At 60.3% G+C, this 18,116-nt stretch carries 15 protein-coding genes; 10 read left to right on the top strand and 5 right to left on the bottom strand.

The genetic code is table 11. The annotated features are described in order from the left end of the window. Positions 1-396: 396 nt before the first annotated feature. Complete coding sequence (locus C404_RS46880) at positions 397-777, top strand: OsmC family protein (protein ID WP_021195708.1); 381 nt, start codon at positions 397-399, stop codon at positions 775-777. Positions 778-973: 196 nt separating this feature from the next. Here the strand turns inward: C404_RS46880 and C404_RS46885 are convergent, their stop codons facing one another. The 4 genes from C404_RS46885 to C404_RS46900 all read right to left on the bottom strand — a co-directional run bounded on the left by C404_RS46885 (position 974) and on the right by C404_RS46900 (position 6,668). Further along, the gene (locus tag C404_RS46885) at positions 974-1,327 is read right to left on the bottom strand and encodes a hypothetical protein (RefSeq protein ID WP_031329611.1); all 354 of its coding nucleotides are present in this window, start codon (positions 1,325-1,327) and stop codon (positions 974-976) included. 371 nt (positions 1,328-1,698) lie between these two features. Further along, positions 1,699-2,655, bottom strand: coding sequence for a helix-turn-helix domain-containing protein (locus C404_RS46890; RefSeq protein ID WP_021195710.1), 957 nt, complete (start codon positions 2,653-2,655; stop codon positions 1,699-1,701). A gap of 213 nt (positions 2,656-2,868) precedes the next feature. After that, positions 2,869-3,510 carry a hypothetical protein gene (locus C404_RS46895; RefSeq protein ID WP_021195711.1) on the bottom strand — a complete coding sequence of 214 codons (642 nt, stop codon included), beginning with the start codon at positions 3,508-3,510 and terminating at the stop codon, positions 2,869-2,871. Between the two features lie 272 nt (positions 3,511-3,782). Further along, the gene (locus C404_RS46900; protein WP_021195712.1) at positions 3,783-6,668 is read right to left on the bottom strand and encodes an ATP-binding protein; all 2,886 of its coding nucleotides are present in this window, start codon (positions 6,666-6,668) and stop codon (positions 3,783-3,785) included. Positions 6,669-7,440: 772 nt separating this feature from the next. Between C404_RS46900 and C404_RS46905 the strand changes: the two genes are divergently transcribed. The 9 genes from C404_RS46905 (at position 7,441) to C404_RS46945 (ending at position 16,512) form a co-directional block, all read left to right on the top strand. Next, positions 7,441-8,262, top strand: a complete 822-nt coding sequence (locus C404_RS46905; protein ID WP_031329614.1) for an alpha/beta fold hydrolase — start codon at positions 7,441-7,443, stop codon at positions 8,260-8,262. 65 nt (positions 8,263-8,327) lie between these two features. Continuing rightward, positions 8,328-9,014, top strand: coding sequence for a hydrolase (locus C404_RS46910; protein WP_021195714.1), 687 nt, complete (start codon positions 8,328-8,330; stop codon positions 9,012-9,014). A 102-nt stretch (positions 9,015-9,116) separates the two neighbouring features. Continuing rightward, on the top strand, positions 9,117-9,404 hold the full coding sequence (locus C404_RS46915; RefSeq protein ID WP_031329616.1) for a XapX domain-containing protein: 288 nt from the start codon (positions 9,117-9,119) through the stop codon (positions 9,402-9,404). Positions 9,405-9,420: 16 nt separating this feature from the next. Next, positions 9,421-9,858, top strand: coding sequence for a DoxX family protein (locus C404_RS46920; RefSeq protein WP_021195716.1), 438 nt, complete (start codon positions 9,421-9,423; stop codon positions 9,856-9,858). 10 nt (positions 9,859-9,868) lie between these two features. After that, on the top strand, positions 9,869-11,707 hold the full coding sequence (locus tag C404_RS46925) for an amidohydrolase (RefSeq protein ID WP_021195717.1): 1,839 nt from the start codon (positions 9,869-9,871) through the stop codon (positions 11,705-11,707). A gap of 109 nt (positions 11,708-11,816) precedes the next feature. Beyond that, positions 11,817-12,914 carry a porin gene (locus C404_RS46930; RefSeq protein ID WP_021195718.1) on the top strand — a complete coding sequence of 366 codons (1,098 nt, stop codon included), beginning with the start codon at positions 11,817-11,819 and terminating at the stop codon, positions 12,912-12,914. A gap of 144 nt (positions 12,915-13,058) precedes the next feature. Continuing rightward, positions 13,059-14,438, top strand: coding sequence for a catalase (locus C404_RS46935; RefSeq protein ID WP_235180657.1), 1,380 nt, complete (start codon positions 13,059-13,061; stop codon positions 14,436-14,438). Positions 14,439-14,580: 142 nt separating this feature from the next. After that, entirely contained in the window at positions 14,581-15,093 is a 513-nt protein-coding gene (locus C404_RS46940; RefSeq protein WP_021195720.1) for a hypothetical protein, read from the top strand. A gap of 831 nt (positions 15,094-15,924) precedes the next feature. After that, complete coding sequence (locus C404_RS46945) at positions 15,925-16,512, top strand: hypothetical protein (RefSeq protein WP_021195722.1); 588 nt, start codon at positions 15,925-15,927, stop codon at positions 16,510-16,512. Between the two features lie 840 nt (positions 16,513-17,352). Here C404_RS46945 and C404_RS60695 read toward each other — a convergent pair. Then, positions 17,353-18,099 carry an MFS transporter gene (locus tag C404_RS60695; RefSeq protein ID WP_232317400.1) on the bottom strand — a complete coding sequence of 249 codons (747 nt, stop codon included), beginning with the start codon at positions 18,097-18,099 and terminating at the stop codon, positions 17,353-17,355. Positions 18,100-18,116: the final 17 nt, after the last annotated feature.

Genomic DNA, 18,116 nt, shown 5'->3' on the forward strand with positions numbered 1-18,116 from the left:
AAATCAACACCCGCCTTCTCGACTGCCTGCTCCACTCCAAAACTTCAGCAGCATCCCCACCCGCGCCAGCACGTTGCGACTGGTCGCTTGCCGCACCGTCGGGCTGCAACAGGCTGTTGATCCTCGCGCGCGTGACCGGAGCATCGCCCTGCGCACGCGGTAGATGCCCTCCACATAGGCCGTGGTGCCTTTGGAGAGGTGGATTTGCAGCGCCGCCGCACTTGGTGCGCCTTGTTGTTCTGCAGGACACCGTGCCTCGTATGGACGCATAGTTCGGGCTTACCGCCGTTGCTCCGCGCTTGACGCACCGCATTGACTGCATGACGATCAACGTCCAACGAATTACCAAACTGAGCGCTGACGCGCCCATATCGTCACGCAGAGGAAACTGGAACCATGACCCACGGCACTGCACATATCGGATCGACGCCCTATCGCACGGACATCGTTGTAGACGGACACGTGATCACCGCCGATGAACCTCAGTCCCTGGGAGGCCAAGGCGTTGGACCTGCCCCATACGACCTGCTACTCGCAAGCCTTGGGGCGTGCACGGCGATTACGCTCAAGATGTATGCCGCCCGTAAGGAGTGGCCTCTCGAATCGCTCGACGTCTCCCTGCGACTCATCGGAATTGACGATCGGCGGATCGAGCGAACGCTCTCCATCGTCGGCCTTGACGAGAAACAAAAGGCCCGGCTTGTGGAGGTTGCCGAGCGCACGCCCGTTACCCTGACGTTGAAGTCCGGGCTGCCGATCGACACGCACCTGGCGTGAGTTCCAGGCCCGGACGAAGTACAGAGATGACCCGCACTTTCACGAGGCTGCTCGCGAGTCAACGCTCCGCCCCGGCGGGCATGCCCTGAGTGCCTAAAGGGCGTGCAGTGGTTCAGTTGCAATACGACCAGGCAATCACCGGCGATATCAAAGCAACGCCCAGGCTGCTGTCGAACCAACCAATGCAGCTGAAACCCTATTGTTTTCCGCCCTGATTGTAGGGACTCGTCGCATCCCCTGCCCGTGCGCCTTGCGTGTACGGACTGGTCGCATCCCCCGCACGCGCCCCCTGCGTGTAGGGATCATATTTACCGTGATCGACATTGGCCGGTTGAGCCCCTGGATTCAAGGCATTTGCCGTGCCATTCGCACCTTGTGTGTAGGGGTCATATTTCTCGCCCTTATTCTTGAGATATTCGTACGTGTCAGCTTGGCGATCAGCGCCTTGCGTGTACGGATCCGGCTTCTTGTCGGCTTGCGCGTACGTTGCCGTCGTTGCCAGGGCCGCAACCGTGGCGGCCGCAAAAACCATGAGAGGTTTATATCGCATGAGACGCTCCTTATCCTAGGAAAGCGCAGAGCCAACCCAGGGACGTTGATGGAATCTCCGGCGATAAGCGATTGGCAGCCGGCCTAGAGCAACTTAGATCGTGGTCGAAAGAAAGTCAAAGCACGAACACCGCATGAGCCGGCACGGAAGTTAATGTGCGACCGATACGCCGCGATGCCTTTACATATGAAATGGCGGCGCGCCGCAATCGCAAGGTGCTGCCGGGCATGGACAGCAGTGGCATGGCTCGTTAGCCAATTCAGAACAATTCAGGATTCCTGTGACGACGCTCCCCGATCTCCGAGCCTGATCTTCATGGGAACGTGTCGGTCAACTGCGGCTTGAAGAGCAGACCAACCGGAACACCACGTTCAACGCACGGCTTTGGAAGCGCGGAACTCGCTCGGCGACATTCCATAAGCAGCCTTGAATGCGCGGCTGAAATGTGCACCATCGTAGAACCCCCACGAATAGGCGACGTCCGTGATCGTCCGGTGAACGAGGTACGGACTGGCAAGATCGTCAGCACAGCGCGCAAGCCGCTGCTCCAACACATAGTGCCGATAGGAAAAACCGGCCTCCGCAAAGAGCATGCTCACGTAACGCGACGAAACGCCAAGCACCGCCGCGACCGCACCGAGCGACAGGCTGGGATCGGCGATGCGTTCATCGATGTAGGCTTTGGCGCGTTGGAATTGCGCAGAACGGTGCGTCGTACTGTGCGTGTTGACACGATCCAGCCGCTCCCATAGCGCCATGGTGATCAGGTCCAGTGCAATGGATGCAAGGTGAGTCGCTGCTTGGCCCTCAACATCGTTCCAAACCTGGGACAAACTCATCATGAAATCACCGGCCACCTTTGCATAGGGCGTAGTCCGGTCAAATCCGATCGCCGTCAATTTATCGAGCTGACTGACCTTGGACGCCACCGTGTCTCTTGGCAAGTGCATCCAGATAAAGGTCAGGTCGTCCGTGATGTTCTCCTGATACGGGCGTGCGGGATCCACCAGAACGAACTGCCCAGGCTGAACAAGTGTGTCTCGCTTGTCCTGGCTGATTGCGAGCGCTCCCGAGAGAGGAACGACCACCTTCAGCGCATCGGCGGACGACCGCGAAACGTGATGCCTCGTCCGACTGATGTTCACCGGCGTGACGAGCGATGTCCCGGCCGGCAACTCGCCCAGGAGCGTCGCTTTTCTCCAAGTTCTGAAGGTCTCCGGCGATTCGCACTTGATGCTGACCGCAGCAAACAGGTCCTCGACAATTTCCTGCCAATAGCTGAAGCGCTTGCTGGCGGGCAATTCATCCAGGTTGAAGTTCGAGATCACGGCTGCGCTCCGATGCCTGTTGGCTGCGGTAGTCGTCCGGCGGCATATTGAACGCCGCCCTGGAGATCGAATGCGCCTCGCATGAGCCCCCTCTATACCGTCAAAAAAAACGTATGCGCTGAGCGCGACAACATTCGTCTTCGCCAGGTTGATTGTCAATAGTTGGAAAGGGGGGAGCCCGGCGCGGGCACTGCCGCGCGGGTGTACATGGCGTCAGTCAGCCCACGGTGCGCCCAGAATGAGTCCGCAGTAGTTGATGCGCCGGTAGTCCGGATCAAGCCGGTCGAGGATGTCAGCGTTGATGGTGCCGAAGGTGCTTGCTGGGCGATGCAGCATCCCGGCCCCGAGATCTTCAATGATGCGCTCCTTGAAACGCTGGCCACGGCTGTAGGCTGCGACCACTTGCTGCTTCTGCGCTTCCGTGAACTCATCCAAATGAAGGCCGATCGCGTCGGCCTCGACGCCACGCGCGAGCAGTGCTGCCATGCCCGATTTATAGACGGCAATTCCAGGCGATGTATGAAGCACAATTGCATCCCATACGTCTTGTACGCTGGGCGCTGGAACGCCAAAGCGCTGAAGGAACGCACGCGCTTCGTTTGCGCCATCGATTTCGTAGCGCAGCTGCGAGCGTTGATAGGCATCGGTCAGGCCGATACGGTGAAACAGCGCGCTCACATAGAACAGTTCGCCATCAACCGAAATACCCTGTCGAACACCACTGAGCATGCCGAACAGGAATACGCGATGCGAATGCTTGAAAAGCAATTCACTCTCGGCTTGCTCGGCGCAATGTCGTGCCGCCTGAGCCATCGGGCTGTCCGGAATCAGGACTCCCGCAATCTGCTGACGCATATCTCCTCCGCGGGAAGCCGCCCTGGCCCGCTCCGTCTGGCTCAACGTTCAGGAAGCAGGTGGCGTCGGCCAACGCCAATACAGGCATGCGCGGGACGATCTTCCCGTTGCCCGAGCTAGCTCAATGACCCCAGCCTCCTACGTTAGGGGAAACATCCGCCAATTTTTCTTAAAAAAGCTGAACACTTGGCACGCTCAACTGAGCCGCGACGGACAGATAGACGCCAGAAAATACAGAGGCAGATGACCGTCCCCTGAGTCAAACCACGGAATCACGCCGCGTGTTCGCCGTAGAAATCCTGGCTACCAAACCATGCGGAATCGATCTGCATTCGATCCGCCTCCACACGTGCCAGCGGCAATCGAAACGCATGACCGGGAAGACGTTGATCCAGGGCGCTTAGCAGTGCGGAGGCTTCCTCCGCTCGTTCGGTGACGAGCAACCATCGCGCCAAGGCAATCGTCGCCCTCCTTTCAAACATTGCTGCACCTTGTTCACGCGAGGTGTTCAACGCCTCCGTCAACCACTGCGCAGCAGTGTCCCCCGACCTGAGCTGCAAAAGAATGCTGGCCTTAATGCGGCTCAGTTCTGCATAAAACCACCGCTCGCCCGTCACCTCGCAATGCCCCAAGGCCTCATTGACAACCGCCATCGCGTGGTTGAGCCGCCCTGTGTTAATGAGCGCTTGCGCAAATCGCCCCATGACCAGCGTCAGCGGCGCCAGAAAGCCGATGGCCTTGAGCTGCGCAATCGCAGAAGCGAACTCATGCAACTTAGCCTCGGCCCTGGTGGCCATCGCCACAATGCACTGTTCAAAACATGCGGATGCCGCGACCCAAATCTGAAACGACATGCGCGAAGCCGTCTCTTTCAGCAGTCGCGTCGCACGAATCGTCTGCTCGGCATCCTCTGACAAAAGCGCCAACGGAATGACGGCCTCCGCGAGAACGTAGCAGAGCACCAACTCGTTGCCGCCCGCCATGGCGGCATTGAGCATCGATTGCGCCAAGTGCAACGCCTGCTCTGCCTCCCCTTGCAACCACAGCACTCTCGCAAGCGACGCTCGTGCTGCGATATCGCACCCGACATGCAACCCAGATCCGAGCACTTGATCCACTCCTGAATCGAATTCAGGAAGCATCCTTTCCAGCATGGCTCTTGCGGCCGACTGATCACCGAGATAGTGCAATACGACGCCTTCCATCCGCATGCCTAGCAGCAGGCGCCTGGAGTCTTTCGCTCTGCGCGCGGCATCGTTGAAGTGCCGGGCCACTCTCAATGCATCCCGGCACTCTCCGGAGTATTGATGCGTCTTCCAGAGACCCCACAGCGCGCTCAGTTCGCACTCGATATTGCCGGCACACATCGCATCCGCGTACGCTTGAGTACAGGCTTGCCGCGTTACCTGCCCGGGACCGCTCGTATAGACAAGGCCTGCGGCGTAGGCTGCCTGCAGCATCATGAGCGCTTCAGCACGGATGCTCTCTGGTGCAGCACGCTCGCTCGCTGCAAGCGCTTGTCTGGCGATCAGGCAGCACTCGGCGGGCTGTGAGAGTTTGAGCAGGTAGCGCACGACCACTGAAGCCAACGCCACCCCCAGCGCAACATCCCCAGCGGGTGAGAGCGCCCAATCCAACGCCGCGCGGATATTGGCCAATTCAGCAGAAAACTCGGCAAGACTTTTAGTATCCGCTTCGGCACGGCGGCGAATGGATTGGCGATCAAACGTTTGAAATAAGAAACGCGCTTGTAAGCCAGTTGCGAAACGAAGCTCTCCATTGTCTTCCAGCTTCTGCAGCGCGTACTCCCTGGTGGTCTCAAGCAGGCGGAACCGATGCCAGTCGCCGCTCAGGTGTTGCGAGATCATGCTTTTGTTCAAGAGCCCATGCAGTGCATCTTTCGCTTCCCGCTCGCTCAGACCATCGGCCGCGGCCAGGTATTCAACCGCATCGTAAGTAAACCCGCCCACAAAGACACCAAGGCAACGCAATATCCGCCGCTCCACCTGGGTTAGCAACCGGTAGCTCCAGTCGAGCGTGGCGTTCATCGTTTGATGCCGAGGTAGCGCTGTCGGGCACCCGCCGGTCAGGATGCGCAAACGGTCACCCAAATGCTCACACAGCACGTCGATGCCGAGCGTCGCTGCCCTTGCCGCGGCCAGTTCAATGGCGAGAGGAATGCCATCGAGCGCGCGGCAGATCGCACCAGCGCGCAGGATTGAGACTTCATCAGGTCGATATCCTGGCTCCTGCGCCCTAAGCCTCGTCATGAACAAGCGCACAGCGCCGGCCAGTAGCACCCCCTGCTCCGTTGCCGTAATGGCGGGCACGTCCAGCGGAGGCACAACGTAAACCATTTCATCCGCAACGCGCAAAGCTTCTCGGCTGGTCGCGAGAACGGTGCTCCCACATGCGCACAGCGCGACGGCAAGCTCAGAGGCCACATGCTTGACGTGCTCGCAGTTGTCCAGAACGATGAGTGAACGGCGCCCCCGCAACCCATCCAGGATGGAATGCAACGACATGGGAGCCGGGGATGCTTTCAGGTTCAGCGCTGTCGCGAGCACGTCCAGTGCAAAGCAGGGCTCGGTCACCTGGGACAGCGGCACGAATATCACGCCATCGGGATATTGCGCTGCAACTTTCCTTGCGACTTCAATGGCCAAACGGGTCTTGCCGATGCCACCCGCGCCGGTCAAGGTCAGCAAGCGCGACCGCTGCAACAGCGGCAACAACTCCTGAAGTGCAGCGTCGCGCCCGCATAGCTCGCCATCCGCAGCAGGCAACGCAGCTTGGGAAGCATTCGACGCGGGCGCAGCAATCGCTTCTGTGGGCAACACCGCCCTGGCGCGCGCGTTGTCCCTGGCATGGGCCCCACGCAGGAGTCTGTATCCACGGCCATGCACGGTGGAGATCAGTTGGCGGTCGTCACGGAGCATCTTCCGCAGGGTGGCGATATGCACCTGGAGATTGTTTTCCTCCACGACCGCGCGCGGCCAGACCCGCCTCATGAGCTCATCTTTGGAGACGATCTCTCCGTTGGCGTTGCTCAGAATCTCCAGAATGTCGAGCGCTCGCGAACCGACTCGCAAGATCTCGCCGTCGCGTTCGATACAGCGTTGGGAGAAGTCCACCTGCAGATTTCCGATGCGGATCATGGTGACCTCATTTGTGCCCGCACTAGCTCAGTGCGGTTCATCGGCACCCCATCCCCAGTAGGGTCAGGGTTCATTACGTCGATTGCTGTGTACAGCCAGTTCGACTAGCCCCGGGCGCATGACTTCCAGCGCTGCATGCCGAGACCATCCCCTGATTCAGGTTTTTTCATGGTAGCGCCTGCTGAACCATACAGCTTGTATTGAGCAGCACTTTGTCTTGTATGTATCGGAACCGAAGATGCACGGCTCCTCACGGCATGCTACCTGGCCACGATGACTGTTTGCCTCGCCTGGCGCAGCCGCCGGCGTCCGATCGGTCATCCCGCTGCAGCGGTGCACTCTTGTATGCAGATCGTGAACGCATCACGCGATTTCCTCATGCTTTCAGAAGATTTCAGAACAAATCAAAGTCTCCGACTTCCTCCGGGGCCTATGCTGGTCTTCGCGCAATCACTGTGCACGGTCCGGGGAGAGTCCGCCGATCTTGCCTCCGAAGTGAGTTGCGCAAATGCGGCGCTCTGCCTGAGCCATCTGCAGTCCCACGATTTCCAGGCGAGGTGGTTGTGGAGCTCCGAAACCCTGCTTTCCCACCCAAGAACAGGAGTCAACCGTGCCCCAACAAGAAAAAAACGACACGCAGACAGTGTCACGCCGCAACCTTCTGAAGGCAGGTGTCACCGCCGTTGCCGCTGCAACGCTCTCCGTTTCCCACGCCGCAAGCAAGTCCAATCAAACCGACAGCCCCTCCTCGCGCAACAAAGGACGCCAGAAGATGAACACCATCACCACCAAGGATGGAACCGAGATTTTCTACAAGGACTGGGGAACCGGGCAGCCGATCGTGTTTCATCACGGCTGGCCGCTCAGTTCTGACGACTGGGATGCCCAAATGCAGTTCTTTCTGGCGAAAGGCTACCGGGTGATTGCCCACGACCGCCGTGGCCATGGGCGCTCCACCCAGACGGCGACGGGCAACGAGATGGACACCTACGCCGCCGACGTCGCTGCGCTCGCCGCGCATCTGAACTTGAAGAACGCCGTGCACATTGGACACTCGACCGGCGGCGGCGAAGTGGCCCGCTATGTTGCGCAATACGGCAACGGCCGCGTTGCAAAAGCGGTGTTGATCGGCGCCGTCCCCCCCATCATGGTGAAGACACCGGCCAACCCTGGCGGCCTGCCCCTTGAAGTGTTCGATGGCTTTCGTGCGCGCGTAGCAACGGACCGGGCCCAGTTCTACAAGGAAGTCCCTACCCCGTTTTATGGATACAACCGAGAAGGGGCCAAGGTCTCGGAAGGCGTCAAGGAAAACTGGTGGCGCCAAGGCATGATGGGCGGCGCCAAAGCTCAGTACGACTGCATCAAAGCATTCTCCGAGACCGACTTCACGGACGACCTGAAGAAGATCGACGTACCGGTGCTGATCATGCACGGCGACGACGACCAGATTGTCCCGATTGCGGACTCTGCCCTTCTGAGCGCAAAGCTGGTCCGCAATGGCACGTTGAAGGTCTACAAGGGGCTGTCGCACGGCATGTGCACGACGCACCCCGACCTGATCAACAACGACTTGCTGGCATTCATCAAGAGCTGACTCTGTCGGCGCCCCACCGCAGCTCAATCTAGCAGGCAATGTGTCGACCCAAGAAGGAAATCATCATGAGCAATCCGAAACTGGAAGTCCTCACCCCGCAGAACTGCCAACTGATCTTCATCGACCACCAGCCGCAAATGGCCTTCGGCGTGCAGTCGATGGATCGCCAGGCCCTGAAGAACAACACCGTCGGTCTTGCCAAGGCAGCCAAGATCTTCAACATCCCCACCACCATCACCACCGTCGAGACGATGGCCTTCTCCGGCCACACCTACCCCGAACTGCTCGACGTGTTTCCGGGCAAGGAACTGCTCGAACGCACCTCGATGAACTCGTGGGATGACCAGAAGGTGCGCGACGCGCTGGCGAAGAACAACCGCAGGAAGGTGGTCGTCTCGGGCCTGTGGACCGAGGTGTGCAACTGCACCTTTGCGCTGTCGGCCATGCACGATGCCGACTACGAGATCTACATGGTGGCCGACGCCTCGGGCGGCACATCAAAGGACGCGCACGACTACGCCATGCAGCGCATGGTGCAGGCCGGCGTGGTGCCTGTGACCTGGCAGCAGGTGCTGCTCGAATGGCAGCGCGACTGGGCCCACCGCGATTCGTACGATGCGGTCATGGCGCTGGTCAAGGAGCATTCCGGCGCGTATGGCATGGGCGTGGACTATGCCTACACGATGGTGCACAAGGCGCCGGAGCGGACCGCTTCACCACACGAGATGCTGCCTGCGGTCCCGGCCAAGTAAAAGCGAGCGCGCGGGTTCACTGGCGGTAATCGTGCCGGCGCGGCTCACCGCGCCGGCACCATGTCCCAAACACCATTTGGCCGCTTGCCACGGGGGTCCACCTTGAAGCCGTATCTCATTTCCATGGCTGCCGGCATCTTAGTCGGCATCATTTACGCACTGTTGCATGTCCGCTCACCTGCACCGCCCGCAATCGCGCTCATTGGGCTGTTGGGCATGTTGATCGGCGAGCAGATCGTGCCGAGCGTCCAGCGCCTGCTGGCGGGTGAACCCTTGACCATGGCGTGGTTCCGTCATGAATGCGTGCCCAAAATTACCGGTGCGCCACCGCCCAAACCAAACGATGTCACGGCTAATGCAGCCGGTAGCACGCCACCCAGCCCGACCTGACGAGCCCCCGACCGCCATGACGCGTTCTCCTGAAGAGCACGCCGCCGCCTCGCCAGCCGTGGCTGCACCCGATGCGCAGAACCTGGCAATCCACGTGGGCCTTCTCTTCTTGCGCGTGACCGGCAGTGCATTGCTGTTCTACGTGCACGGCCTGCCCAAGGTGCTGCACTACAGCCAGGAACTCACGCGCATCGAAGACCCGTTCCACCTCGGCGCCGCGCCCACGCTGCTGCTGGCGATCCTGTCGGAAACCATTGGCCCTCTACTGATCGCGCTCGGTGTGCTGACGCGCCTGGCTTGCCTGCCCATCATCTTCCTGCTGCTGGTAGCGCTGCTGGTGGTGCACCGCGAATGGTCGATTGCCGACGGTCAGTTCGGCTGGATGTTGCTGATCATCTTTACCACGGTGCTGATTGCTGGCCCGGGACGCTTCTCGCTGTTTCCCAAATACTGAGACGAAGACCATGACTGCCGACCTCATCCTGCACAACGGCCGCATCCACACGGTTGACCGCGAACGCCCCACCGCCAGCGCGGTTGCCGTGCGCGATGGCCGCTTCATCGCCGTGGGCGACGACGCCACCGTCATGGCCCATCGCGGCACAGCCACCAAGGTGATCGACCTGAGCAGGCGCACCGTCATCCCCGGCCTGAACGATTCACACCTGCACCTGATCCGGGGCGGACTGAACTACAACCTGGAACTGCGCTGGGAAGGCGTGCCCACGCTAGCGGATGCGCTGCGCATGCTCAAGGAGCAAGCCGCGCGCACGCCATCGCCACAGTGGGTGCGCGTCGTTGGTGGCTGGAGCGAATTTCAATTTGCCGAACGCAGCATGCCGACGCTGGCAGAGCTGAACCAAGCCGCGCCCGACACGCCGGTGTTCGTGCTGCACCTCTACGACCGTGCGCTGCTCAATCGCGCGGCGCTCAAGCAGGTTGGGTATACGAAGGACACCCCGAACCCGCCGGGCGGCGAGATCATTCGCGATGCGAATGGCGAGCCCACCGGCATGCTGCTCGCCAAGCCCAACGCGATGATCCTGTATTCCACGCTGGCCAAGGGCCCCAAGCTGCCGGCGGAGTACCAGGTCAACTCGACGCGCCAGTTCATGCGTGAACTCAATCGACTGGGCATCACCAGCGCCATCGATGCAGGCGGTGGCTTCCAGAACTACCCGGACGACTACGAAGTCATCCGCGAGCTGGCGGAGCAGAATCAGCTGACGATCCGCATCGCCTATAACCTCTTCACGCAGAAGCCCAAAGAGGAGTTGGCCGACTTCAAGAACTGGACCAACAGCGTGCAGTATCGCCAGGGCGATGAATTCTTCCGCCACAACGGCGCGGGCGAAATGCTGGTCTTCTCCGCTGCGGACTTTGAAGACTTCCTGCAACCGCGCCCCGACCTGCCCGAAAACATGGAGAAGGAGTTGGAGGGTGTGGTGCGCCACCTCGTCGCGCAGCGCTGGCCGTTCCGCCTGCATGCCACCTACAACGAATCCATCTCGCGCATGCTCGACGTGTTCGAGCGCGTGAACCGCGAGATTCCGTTCAATGGCCTGCCGTGGTTCTTCGACCATGCGGAGACGATCTCGCCCGCGAACATCGAACGCGTGCGCGCGCTGGGCGGCGGCATCGCCATCCAGGACCGGATGGCCTTCCAGGGCGAATACTTTGTCGACCGCTACGGCGCAACGGCGGCCGAGCAGACACCGCCCATCAAGCGCATGTTGGCCGAAGGCGTGCCGGTGGGCGCCGGCTCCGATGCCACGCGCGTCTCCAGCTACAACCCGTGGACCTCGTTGTATTGGCTCGTGAGCGGACGTACCGTCGGCGGCATGGCGCTCTATCCAGAAGGACTGTCGCGTGAGGTGGCGCTGGAGCTGTACACGCATGGCAGCGCGTGGTTCTCGGCGGATCAGGGCAACAAGGGACAGATCAAGGTGGGGCAACTGGCCGACCTGGCCGCTCTGTCAGCGGATTTCTTTAGCGTGGACGAGGCGGACATCAAAACCATCGAATCGGTGCTGACGGTGGTGGGCGGGCGCATCGTCTACGGCGCGAGGGAGTTCACAGAGTTCGGCCCGCCGCCGATTCCGGTGCTGCCGGAGTGGTCGCCCGTCTCGCGCGTGCCGGGGCACTGGCGGCCGGCGGCGCCGCTGCAACAGCAGGTCCACCACTGTGCCGGCGCGTGCTCGGTGCACGGCCACACGCACCAGAAGGCGCGCACGGCCAACGTGCCCACCACCGACTTCCGTGGTTTCTGGGGCGCCTTCGGGTGTTCGTGCTTTGCCTTCTGAAACGGCAGCGGCTCCGATGGCCGCCTCATCATCGTCCGCTCGCTTCCTGATGTGACTGGTTCTCGCTCGCCAACCACAAGAAAAATCGATGAAGAACATGCGTCCTTTGATGACTCGCGCCCCGAAACAATGGCTTCTGCTTGCCTGTGTTGCGGCTTGCTGCACCCAAGCGCACGCGCAGTCATCGGTCACGATTTACGGCAGGCTCAACACTGCCATCGAATACACCCAGGGCGGCACTGCAAGCAACGGCACCAACATTGGGTCGACCACGCGCTTGACGAACAATCGTTCCGTCTTCGGCTTCCGAGGTGAAGAGGACCTGGGCGGCGGCACCAAGGCGTTTTTTCAGATCGAGAGCAATCTTTCGATCGACACGGGTCAGGGCCAGATTGCCGGCCGCAATACTGCGGTGGGTCTGTCGGGGGACTACGGCAAGGTCTTTCTCGGACACTGGCAGACGCCATACACCGAGGCAACGTCAAGCTACGATCCGTACTACCCCACCACTGCGGGCTACATGGCGTTGATCAGCAACGGCTCCACATCCAGTTCCAACAACGTGCAGGACACGAGTTCGTTCGATCGCCGCCAGCAGAACATCATCCAGTACCGCAGTCCCACATGGGATGGACTGAGCGGCAGCATGGCCTGGGGCGTCAACGAAGAGAAGCTCAGCGTGCCACGCAACCCGGCGTTGTACTCGTTCGCCGCCAACTACGATCGCGGGCCGCTGAACGTGACGGCCGCCTATGAAATCCATCAGCACTACCAGACGGCCGGCCGCAATGACGACGCCATGAAGATCGGTGTCGCCTACCAGTTCTCGACGACGAAAATCGCCTTGCTCTATGAGCGGCTGCACTATCGCACCGCCACGGGCGACCTCTATCGTAGCGGCTACTACACCTCCATCATTCAACAGCTCGGGTCCGGCAGCGTGCGGGTCGGCTTTGCGCTGGCAAGCAACGGCTCGGGCGACGCGCAGGAAACGGTGGGCTTCTTCCACAGCGGCGCCAACACCGGCGCGATCCAGTTGACCGCCGGCTACGACTACCCGCTTTCGAAGCGCACCGCCCTGTACACGTACTACAGCCGGATCAACAACCGCAGCAACGCCATCTACGACTTCGCCATCAACCAGATCGGCGTCAAGGCCGGTGCGCATCCGCAGACTTTTGCACTGGGTATGCGACACAACTTCTAGGCCGCCGCACCTTTCTGATTTTCCATGCCCTGGAGACGTCCCAGTATTGGCGCTCCTGGCGCTCAACGAATCATGAGGATTACCATGAGCAAAGACATCCTGACCACCACCGCCGGTGCCCCCGTTGTCGACAACTAGAACTCAATGACTGCCGGCCCCCGTGGCCCGATGCTGCTTGAAGACGTGTGGTTCCTGGAAAAACTCGCGCACTTTGATCGTGAGGTCATCCCCGAGCGCCGCGTACACGCCAAGGGCTCGGGTGCGTTTGGCAAATTCACCGTCACGCACGACATCACGCAGTACACCAAGGCCTCGATCTTCGCCCAGTTGGGCAAGGAAACGCCGGTGTTCCTGCGCTTCTCCACCGTGGCTGGCGAACGCGGCGCGGCCGATGCCGAGCGTGACCCGCGCGGCTTTGCCATCAAGTTTTATACCGATGAAGGCAACTGGGATCTGGTGGGCAACAACACGCCGGTGTTTTTCCTGCGCGATCCACTCAAGTTCCCGGACTTCATCCACACGCAGAAGCGGGACCCGCGCACCAACCTGCGCAGCGCCGTCGCGGCGTGGGACTTTTTCTCCAAGAACCCCGAGACGCTGCACCAGGTGACGATCGTGATGAGCGACCGCGGCATCCCCAAGACGTACCGCCACATGGACGGCTTTGGCTCGCACACCTTCTCGCTCATCAATGAAGCCGGCGAGCGCTTCTGGGTGAAATTCCACTTCAAGACGCAGCAGGGCATCCAGAACTACACAAACGAAGAAGCCGCACGGGTGGTCGCGCAAGACCGCGAAAGTGCCCAGCGCGATCTGTACGAAAGCATTGAACGTGGCGACTTCCCCCGCTGGAACCTGAAGGTGCAGATCATGCCCGAGGCCGATGCGGCCAGGTACCACCTCAACCCGTTCGACTTGACCAAGGTGTGGCCGCACAAGGACTACCCGCTGATCGACGTGGGCGTGCTGGAGCTCAATCGCAACCCGACCAACTACTTTGCCGAGTTCGAACAGGCCGCCTTCACACCGGCCAACGTGGTGCCGGGTATCGGCTTCTCGCCCGACAAGATGCTGCAGGGCCGCCTGTTCTCGTACGGCGACACACAGCGCTACCGCCTGGGCGTGAACCACCACCAGATTCCGGTGAACGCACCCAAGTGCCCGTTCCACAACAGCTTTCATCGCGATGGGGCGATGCGCACCGACGGCAACCTCGGCAGCAAGCTCAACTACGAGCCCAACCGTGAGGGCGCGTTCGCGCAGGACCGCTGTGGCGAAGAGCCGCCGCTTGCGCTTGAAGGCGTAGCCGCGCGCCATGACCACCGTGTCGATGCGGACTACTACAGTCAGGCCGGTGCGCTGTTCCGCCTGTTTGACGAAGACCAGCGCCAGCGCCTGTTTGCAACCATCGCGGGGGGCCTGTCGCAGGTGCCGGAAGACATCCAGCGCGCGCAAATCGAGCACTTCACCAAGGCCGACCCGGCCTACGGTGCAGGTGTGAAACGTGCACTTGATCTCGCGTGACACCGCAAATTTCGGCATCAGCCAAAAGCACACTCATCGCTGACCGGTTCGTCGTGTCCCGCTGGCGCACCAACTCCCTCTATTTCCGTGTGCGCCAGCGGCTCTTTTGTTTTGATGGTCGTTTCCCATAGGAGCCCTCATCATGTTCGGCCTCACACAGCTCGGCGTAGTGCACACCCTACTCAGCCTCATCGCAGTGATTGCAGCTGTTGTCGCATTTGCGCAGAATCGGCGTATCGAACCAGCGTCGGTCGCCGGTCAAATCTACGTTGCAGCAACGGTGCTGTCCTGCCTCACCGGCTTTGGCATCTTCCAGCATGGAGGCTTCGGAAAGCCGCATGTGCTTGGCATCCTGACCCTGCTGACTCTCGGTATCGTATGGCTCGCGCGGAAGACGACATTTTTCAGTACGAACGGCCGTCGGGTGGAAACCGTGGCAATGACTGCGACGTTCTTTTTCCACCTGATTCCCGGCATCACCGAAACAAGTACGCGCTTGCCCCTTGGGGCGCCGTTGCTCCCAAACGCTGACGCTCCTGAACTGAAAGTGGCAACTGGCGTGCTGCTGGTTATCTTCCTGATGACCTCAGCACTTCAGGTTCGGGGACTGAACTCCGCAGGCGAAATTTCTGGGGGCGCGCACTATCCAGAATGAGTTGCGAGGCATTGGCACAGTTACACCGTATTCCGCAGCGCAAGAAGTGAGCCGGCGCTCGCCCACGAGCACTGACTCTCCGAGCGCTAGACGCCACGTGCACCGGAACCGTTGAGCGAGGTCCTCATTGATCCGGTCCAAAGCTATAGGTGTGCAACCCCATGCTCGTGCGCCCATTGCTTTTGGGCAGCGCGTACTGCGGTTCGTTGGCCGGCACCGTCACTGCTTTCACGCAGGCGGCTTTTTGGCCAATAGCGGCCATCAACCAGCCTACGCAGCATCTCCCGAGTGTGGAGCAACTGCTCTAAGACCTGCATGGGCCTAGTGTAGCGGCCAAACACTAGGACCTTCTCGCCTTCACGGGTACACCGCTCGATGGCCGCCACTGCGGCGAGAAGAGCCGGGTGGCCGTACACGGGCTCGTCCGCCGCACGCAGGCTTGCCTGCAGTGAAGCGCGCCACCAGCGGCCCGCTGCTGTGCATAGATACATCCTCGCTGTGCCTGAGCAACTCCACGCATTACTTGAACGCACGAGCGAGCTGCGAGGCCGCTCGGTGTTGTACTCGATGCGCCATTTCGCAATCAGTTGCCTGGCAACTACGCGGCTTGAGCTGCCTTCTCGGCGGCACGCCAGCTCTGTGCAGTTGACGCACCGAATTTGGCATTCGCGAGCAAAAAAAAGCAGCCTGCGTTCTACCGCTCTTTTTGGCTTTCGGCCCCGCCCGCGCAAAACATCACCCCATTTTGGAGATATACGTTCTTGCAGCTAGTTTGATGCTGCGCGGGTGGGTCAATCGACCCGCTCGCAACCAGGAATGCAGGAAACACAAATGTTTGTCTATGAAATGTGCAAGGGGCTGAAGCTGCTGGCAGAGGGCGTCAGCACGCTCGGATGGTGGATAGATCCCGAAACAGGGCACAAGTGGGAAAACGCGACGTATATCGACGAGGTACCCGGTCGATACGGGTCGGATGGACTGAAGAGTGCCTCCATCTACACCTACGAGCTACGGCACGAATACTCATTGGAACTCGGGTGTCCTGGTAGGGACTGGCACGACGTCCTGGCGGAAATGGTTGGCTTCGACCGAGACAATCAGGACGCCTATCCCGCTGACGGTCCCTTCATTGAGTTGCTCCATTACGACTACTCGATGGAGACGTTCGGGCCGAGTGCAGCCAGGAAGATTGTCGCGGACTTCGACGCGTGGAATGACCGGGCATCGAAGGCCATGGTGAAAGTGGAAATCTATAAGAAAGATGCAGATGCGCCTGATTTCTTGCACTACAAGCCGTCAAAACTTGTCGGCGTGAAGCATTTCAACGACCACGCGTTCTACTTGACCTACTGGTGGCTGCGCTCGTGTTTCGCGAATGCGACTGAGAACGGCGTTGTGAGGTGCTACTACAAGTTATGAACTTGCGACAGCGACCCACTTGTATATGGAAAAACGACACGCATCTTGCGGCTACAACTCACGCGACGCAGGCAAATTCTCAGGAACAGGTCGAGAACAGGGGCACATATTTTTTTTGCCGGTACCCTCGGAAACTTGACCTCCACATCGCTTTCACTTGACCTCTACATCGCGTGGACTTGACCTCCACATCGCGCTCACTTGACCTCGACAGCGCGACACCTGGCGATCAGGGCAAAATTTGAGGCCAAACCAAAGCAGTTCTTCGTCGTGACGCCACCGCTTAGTATTTATAGACTTTGTAGCATAGGTAGCCCTGCTACCTGGTCTTGGTGCTGGCGAGACGCGCCTCAGTCCAAGACCTCTGAGGCACTACGGTATGAGCGTCCATCGAACTGCCCTCCCCAGTCACCTTTCGATGAGGACCAGACGCGATATGGATTGGCTATCAAGCGCCGCCGACAGCGGACCCCCTGGTTGCCATACATTTCTACACATCTACATTTCTATCGAGCCACATAGGTAGATAGATACACGGACTTGTTACGAGCCGCCCGACACAATTGGTCCTGCGAGCCCGCAAGCCGTCTCTCCTGCGCTGAACTGAGGGCAACCAGGGAGCGCGGTTGCGGTTGGCCTCCACGTAAATGGCATGACGCCTCAGCAATGCGTGGATGAAGTCGTTAGAGCATTGCCAGACTGGGGAAGAAACCACCAATCCATTGTGCGACTGGGGGATCAGGCTGCGCAGTTTGCGGAGGCGGCCAAGCGCGACATCTTGCTGAGCGGTATCAGCAATAGGCGGACAAGACGCATCTTTACCCCAAGGCATCGGCAACGCTAACCAGCGTCGCTGACGGCTGGCGCCAGCAGGCAACAGAAGAGGACACGCGCGCAGAGCAAGGCAAGATGAAATGGTAAGCACGGTGAGCAGGCACATCTCGCTCTGGGCGTATCCCCGTGAACTCGGGAAAATGCGTTGAGCAATATGACACTTACCGCCATGCACCGCGGTGCCAGAGCCGAGAGCGATCCCCTTGCGCTCATACTCGTCGACTGGCTGCATGGGGCACCGTGGCAGATTTCCACTCTCCCCTGGTCGACCTTAACGTCGTAGGTGCCCCCGAGCGTGGAGACCACCCGGTTTTCTTGAACAGGCAACATGGAATAGTCCTTACAGCCGGGGCACGTAAAAGAGATTTCAGGCAGTCGCGTGTGTGGCAGCCTTGGGGCCTCGCCTCCATTGCGCAGCCCCAGCTGTTCATCCGCCACGGCTTCCAGCGAACGATTCGTGGTGCGCGGGCCGAAGGTCAGCACAGGGATGGCAAACGCAATGTAGATTGCGGCGGCGGTCCACGTCACGTACTGCAGGCCACCTGCTGTCACGAGTGCCGCGCCCATTACGCCGGATGCCCCACCACCGACCCGTGCACCCGACATCACGATGCCATTGCCCAAGGCACGCAACTGCGTCGGCATCGTCTCGGGGATGTAGGTGTAGTAGGCGTTGAGCACGAAGCCGCTGAAGACGGCGAGCGCGCCGCCGATAACGGCTACGGCCCAATAGCTGGTGGAGAGGACGAGCACGCCCAACGCCAAGGAAC

Origin of the sequence: Ralstonia sp. AU12-08 (assembly GCF_000442475.1) — a bacterium.
GTDB lineage: Bacteria > Pseudomonadota > Gammaproteobacteria > Burkholderiales > Burkholderiaceae > Ralstonia > Ralstonia insidiosa.

Excerpts from the sequence above, each read along its gene's own strand:
- C404_RS46895 (WP_021195711.1), bottom strand. The coding sequence starts at position 3,510 with ATGCGTCAGCAGATTGCGGGAGTCCTGATTCCGGACAGCCCGATGGCT.
- C404_RS46925 (WP_021195717.1), top strand. The coding sequence starts at position 9,869 with ATGACTGCCGACCTCATCCTGCACAACGGCCGCATCCACACGGTTGAC.
- C404_RS46940 (WP_021195720.1), top strand. The coding sequence starts at position 14,581 with ATGTTCGGCCTCACACAGCTCGGCGTAGTGCACACCCTACTCAGCCTC.
- C404_RS46935 (WP_235180657.1), top strand. The coding sequence starts at position 13,059 with ATGACTGCCGGCCCCCGTGGCCCGATGCTGCTTGAAGACGTGTGGTTC.
- C404_RS46910 (WP_021195714.1), top strand. The coding sequence starts at position 8,328 with ATGAGCAATCCGAAACTGGAAGTCCTCACCCCGCAGAACTGCCAACTG.
- C404_RS46905 (WP_031329614.1), top strand. The coding sequence starts at position 7,441 with ATGAACACCATCACCACCAAGGATGGAACCGAGATTTTCTACAAGGAC.
- C404_RS46930 (WP_021195718.1), top strand. The coding sequence starts at position 11,817 with ATGACTCGCGCCCCGAAACAATGGCTTCTGCTTGCCTGTGTTGCGGCT.
- C404_RS46880 (WP_021195708.1), top strand. The coding sequence starts at position 397 with ATGACCCACGGCACTGCACATATCGGATCGACGCCCTATCGCACGGAC.
- C404_RS46900 (WP_021195712.1), bottom strand. The coding sequence starts at position 6,668 with ATGATCCGCATCGGAAATCTGCAGGTGGACTTCTCCCAACGCTGTATC.
- C404_RS46920 (WP_021195716.1), top strand. The coding sequence starts at position 9,421 with ATGACGCGTTCTCCTGAAGAGCACGCCGCCGCCTCGCCAGCCGTGGCT.
- C404_RS46945 (WP_021195722.1), top strand. The coding sequence starts at position 15,925 with ATGTTTGTCTATGAAATGTGCAAGGGGCTGAAGCTGCTGGCAGAGGGC.
- C404_RS46885 (WP_031329611.1), bottom strand. The coding sequence starts at position 1,327 with ATGCGATATAAACCTCTCATGGTTTTTGCGGCCGCCACGGTTGCGGCC.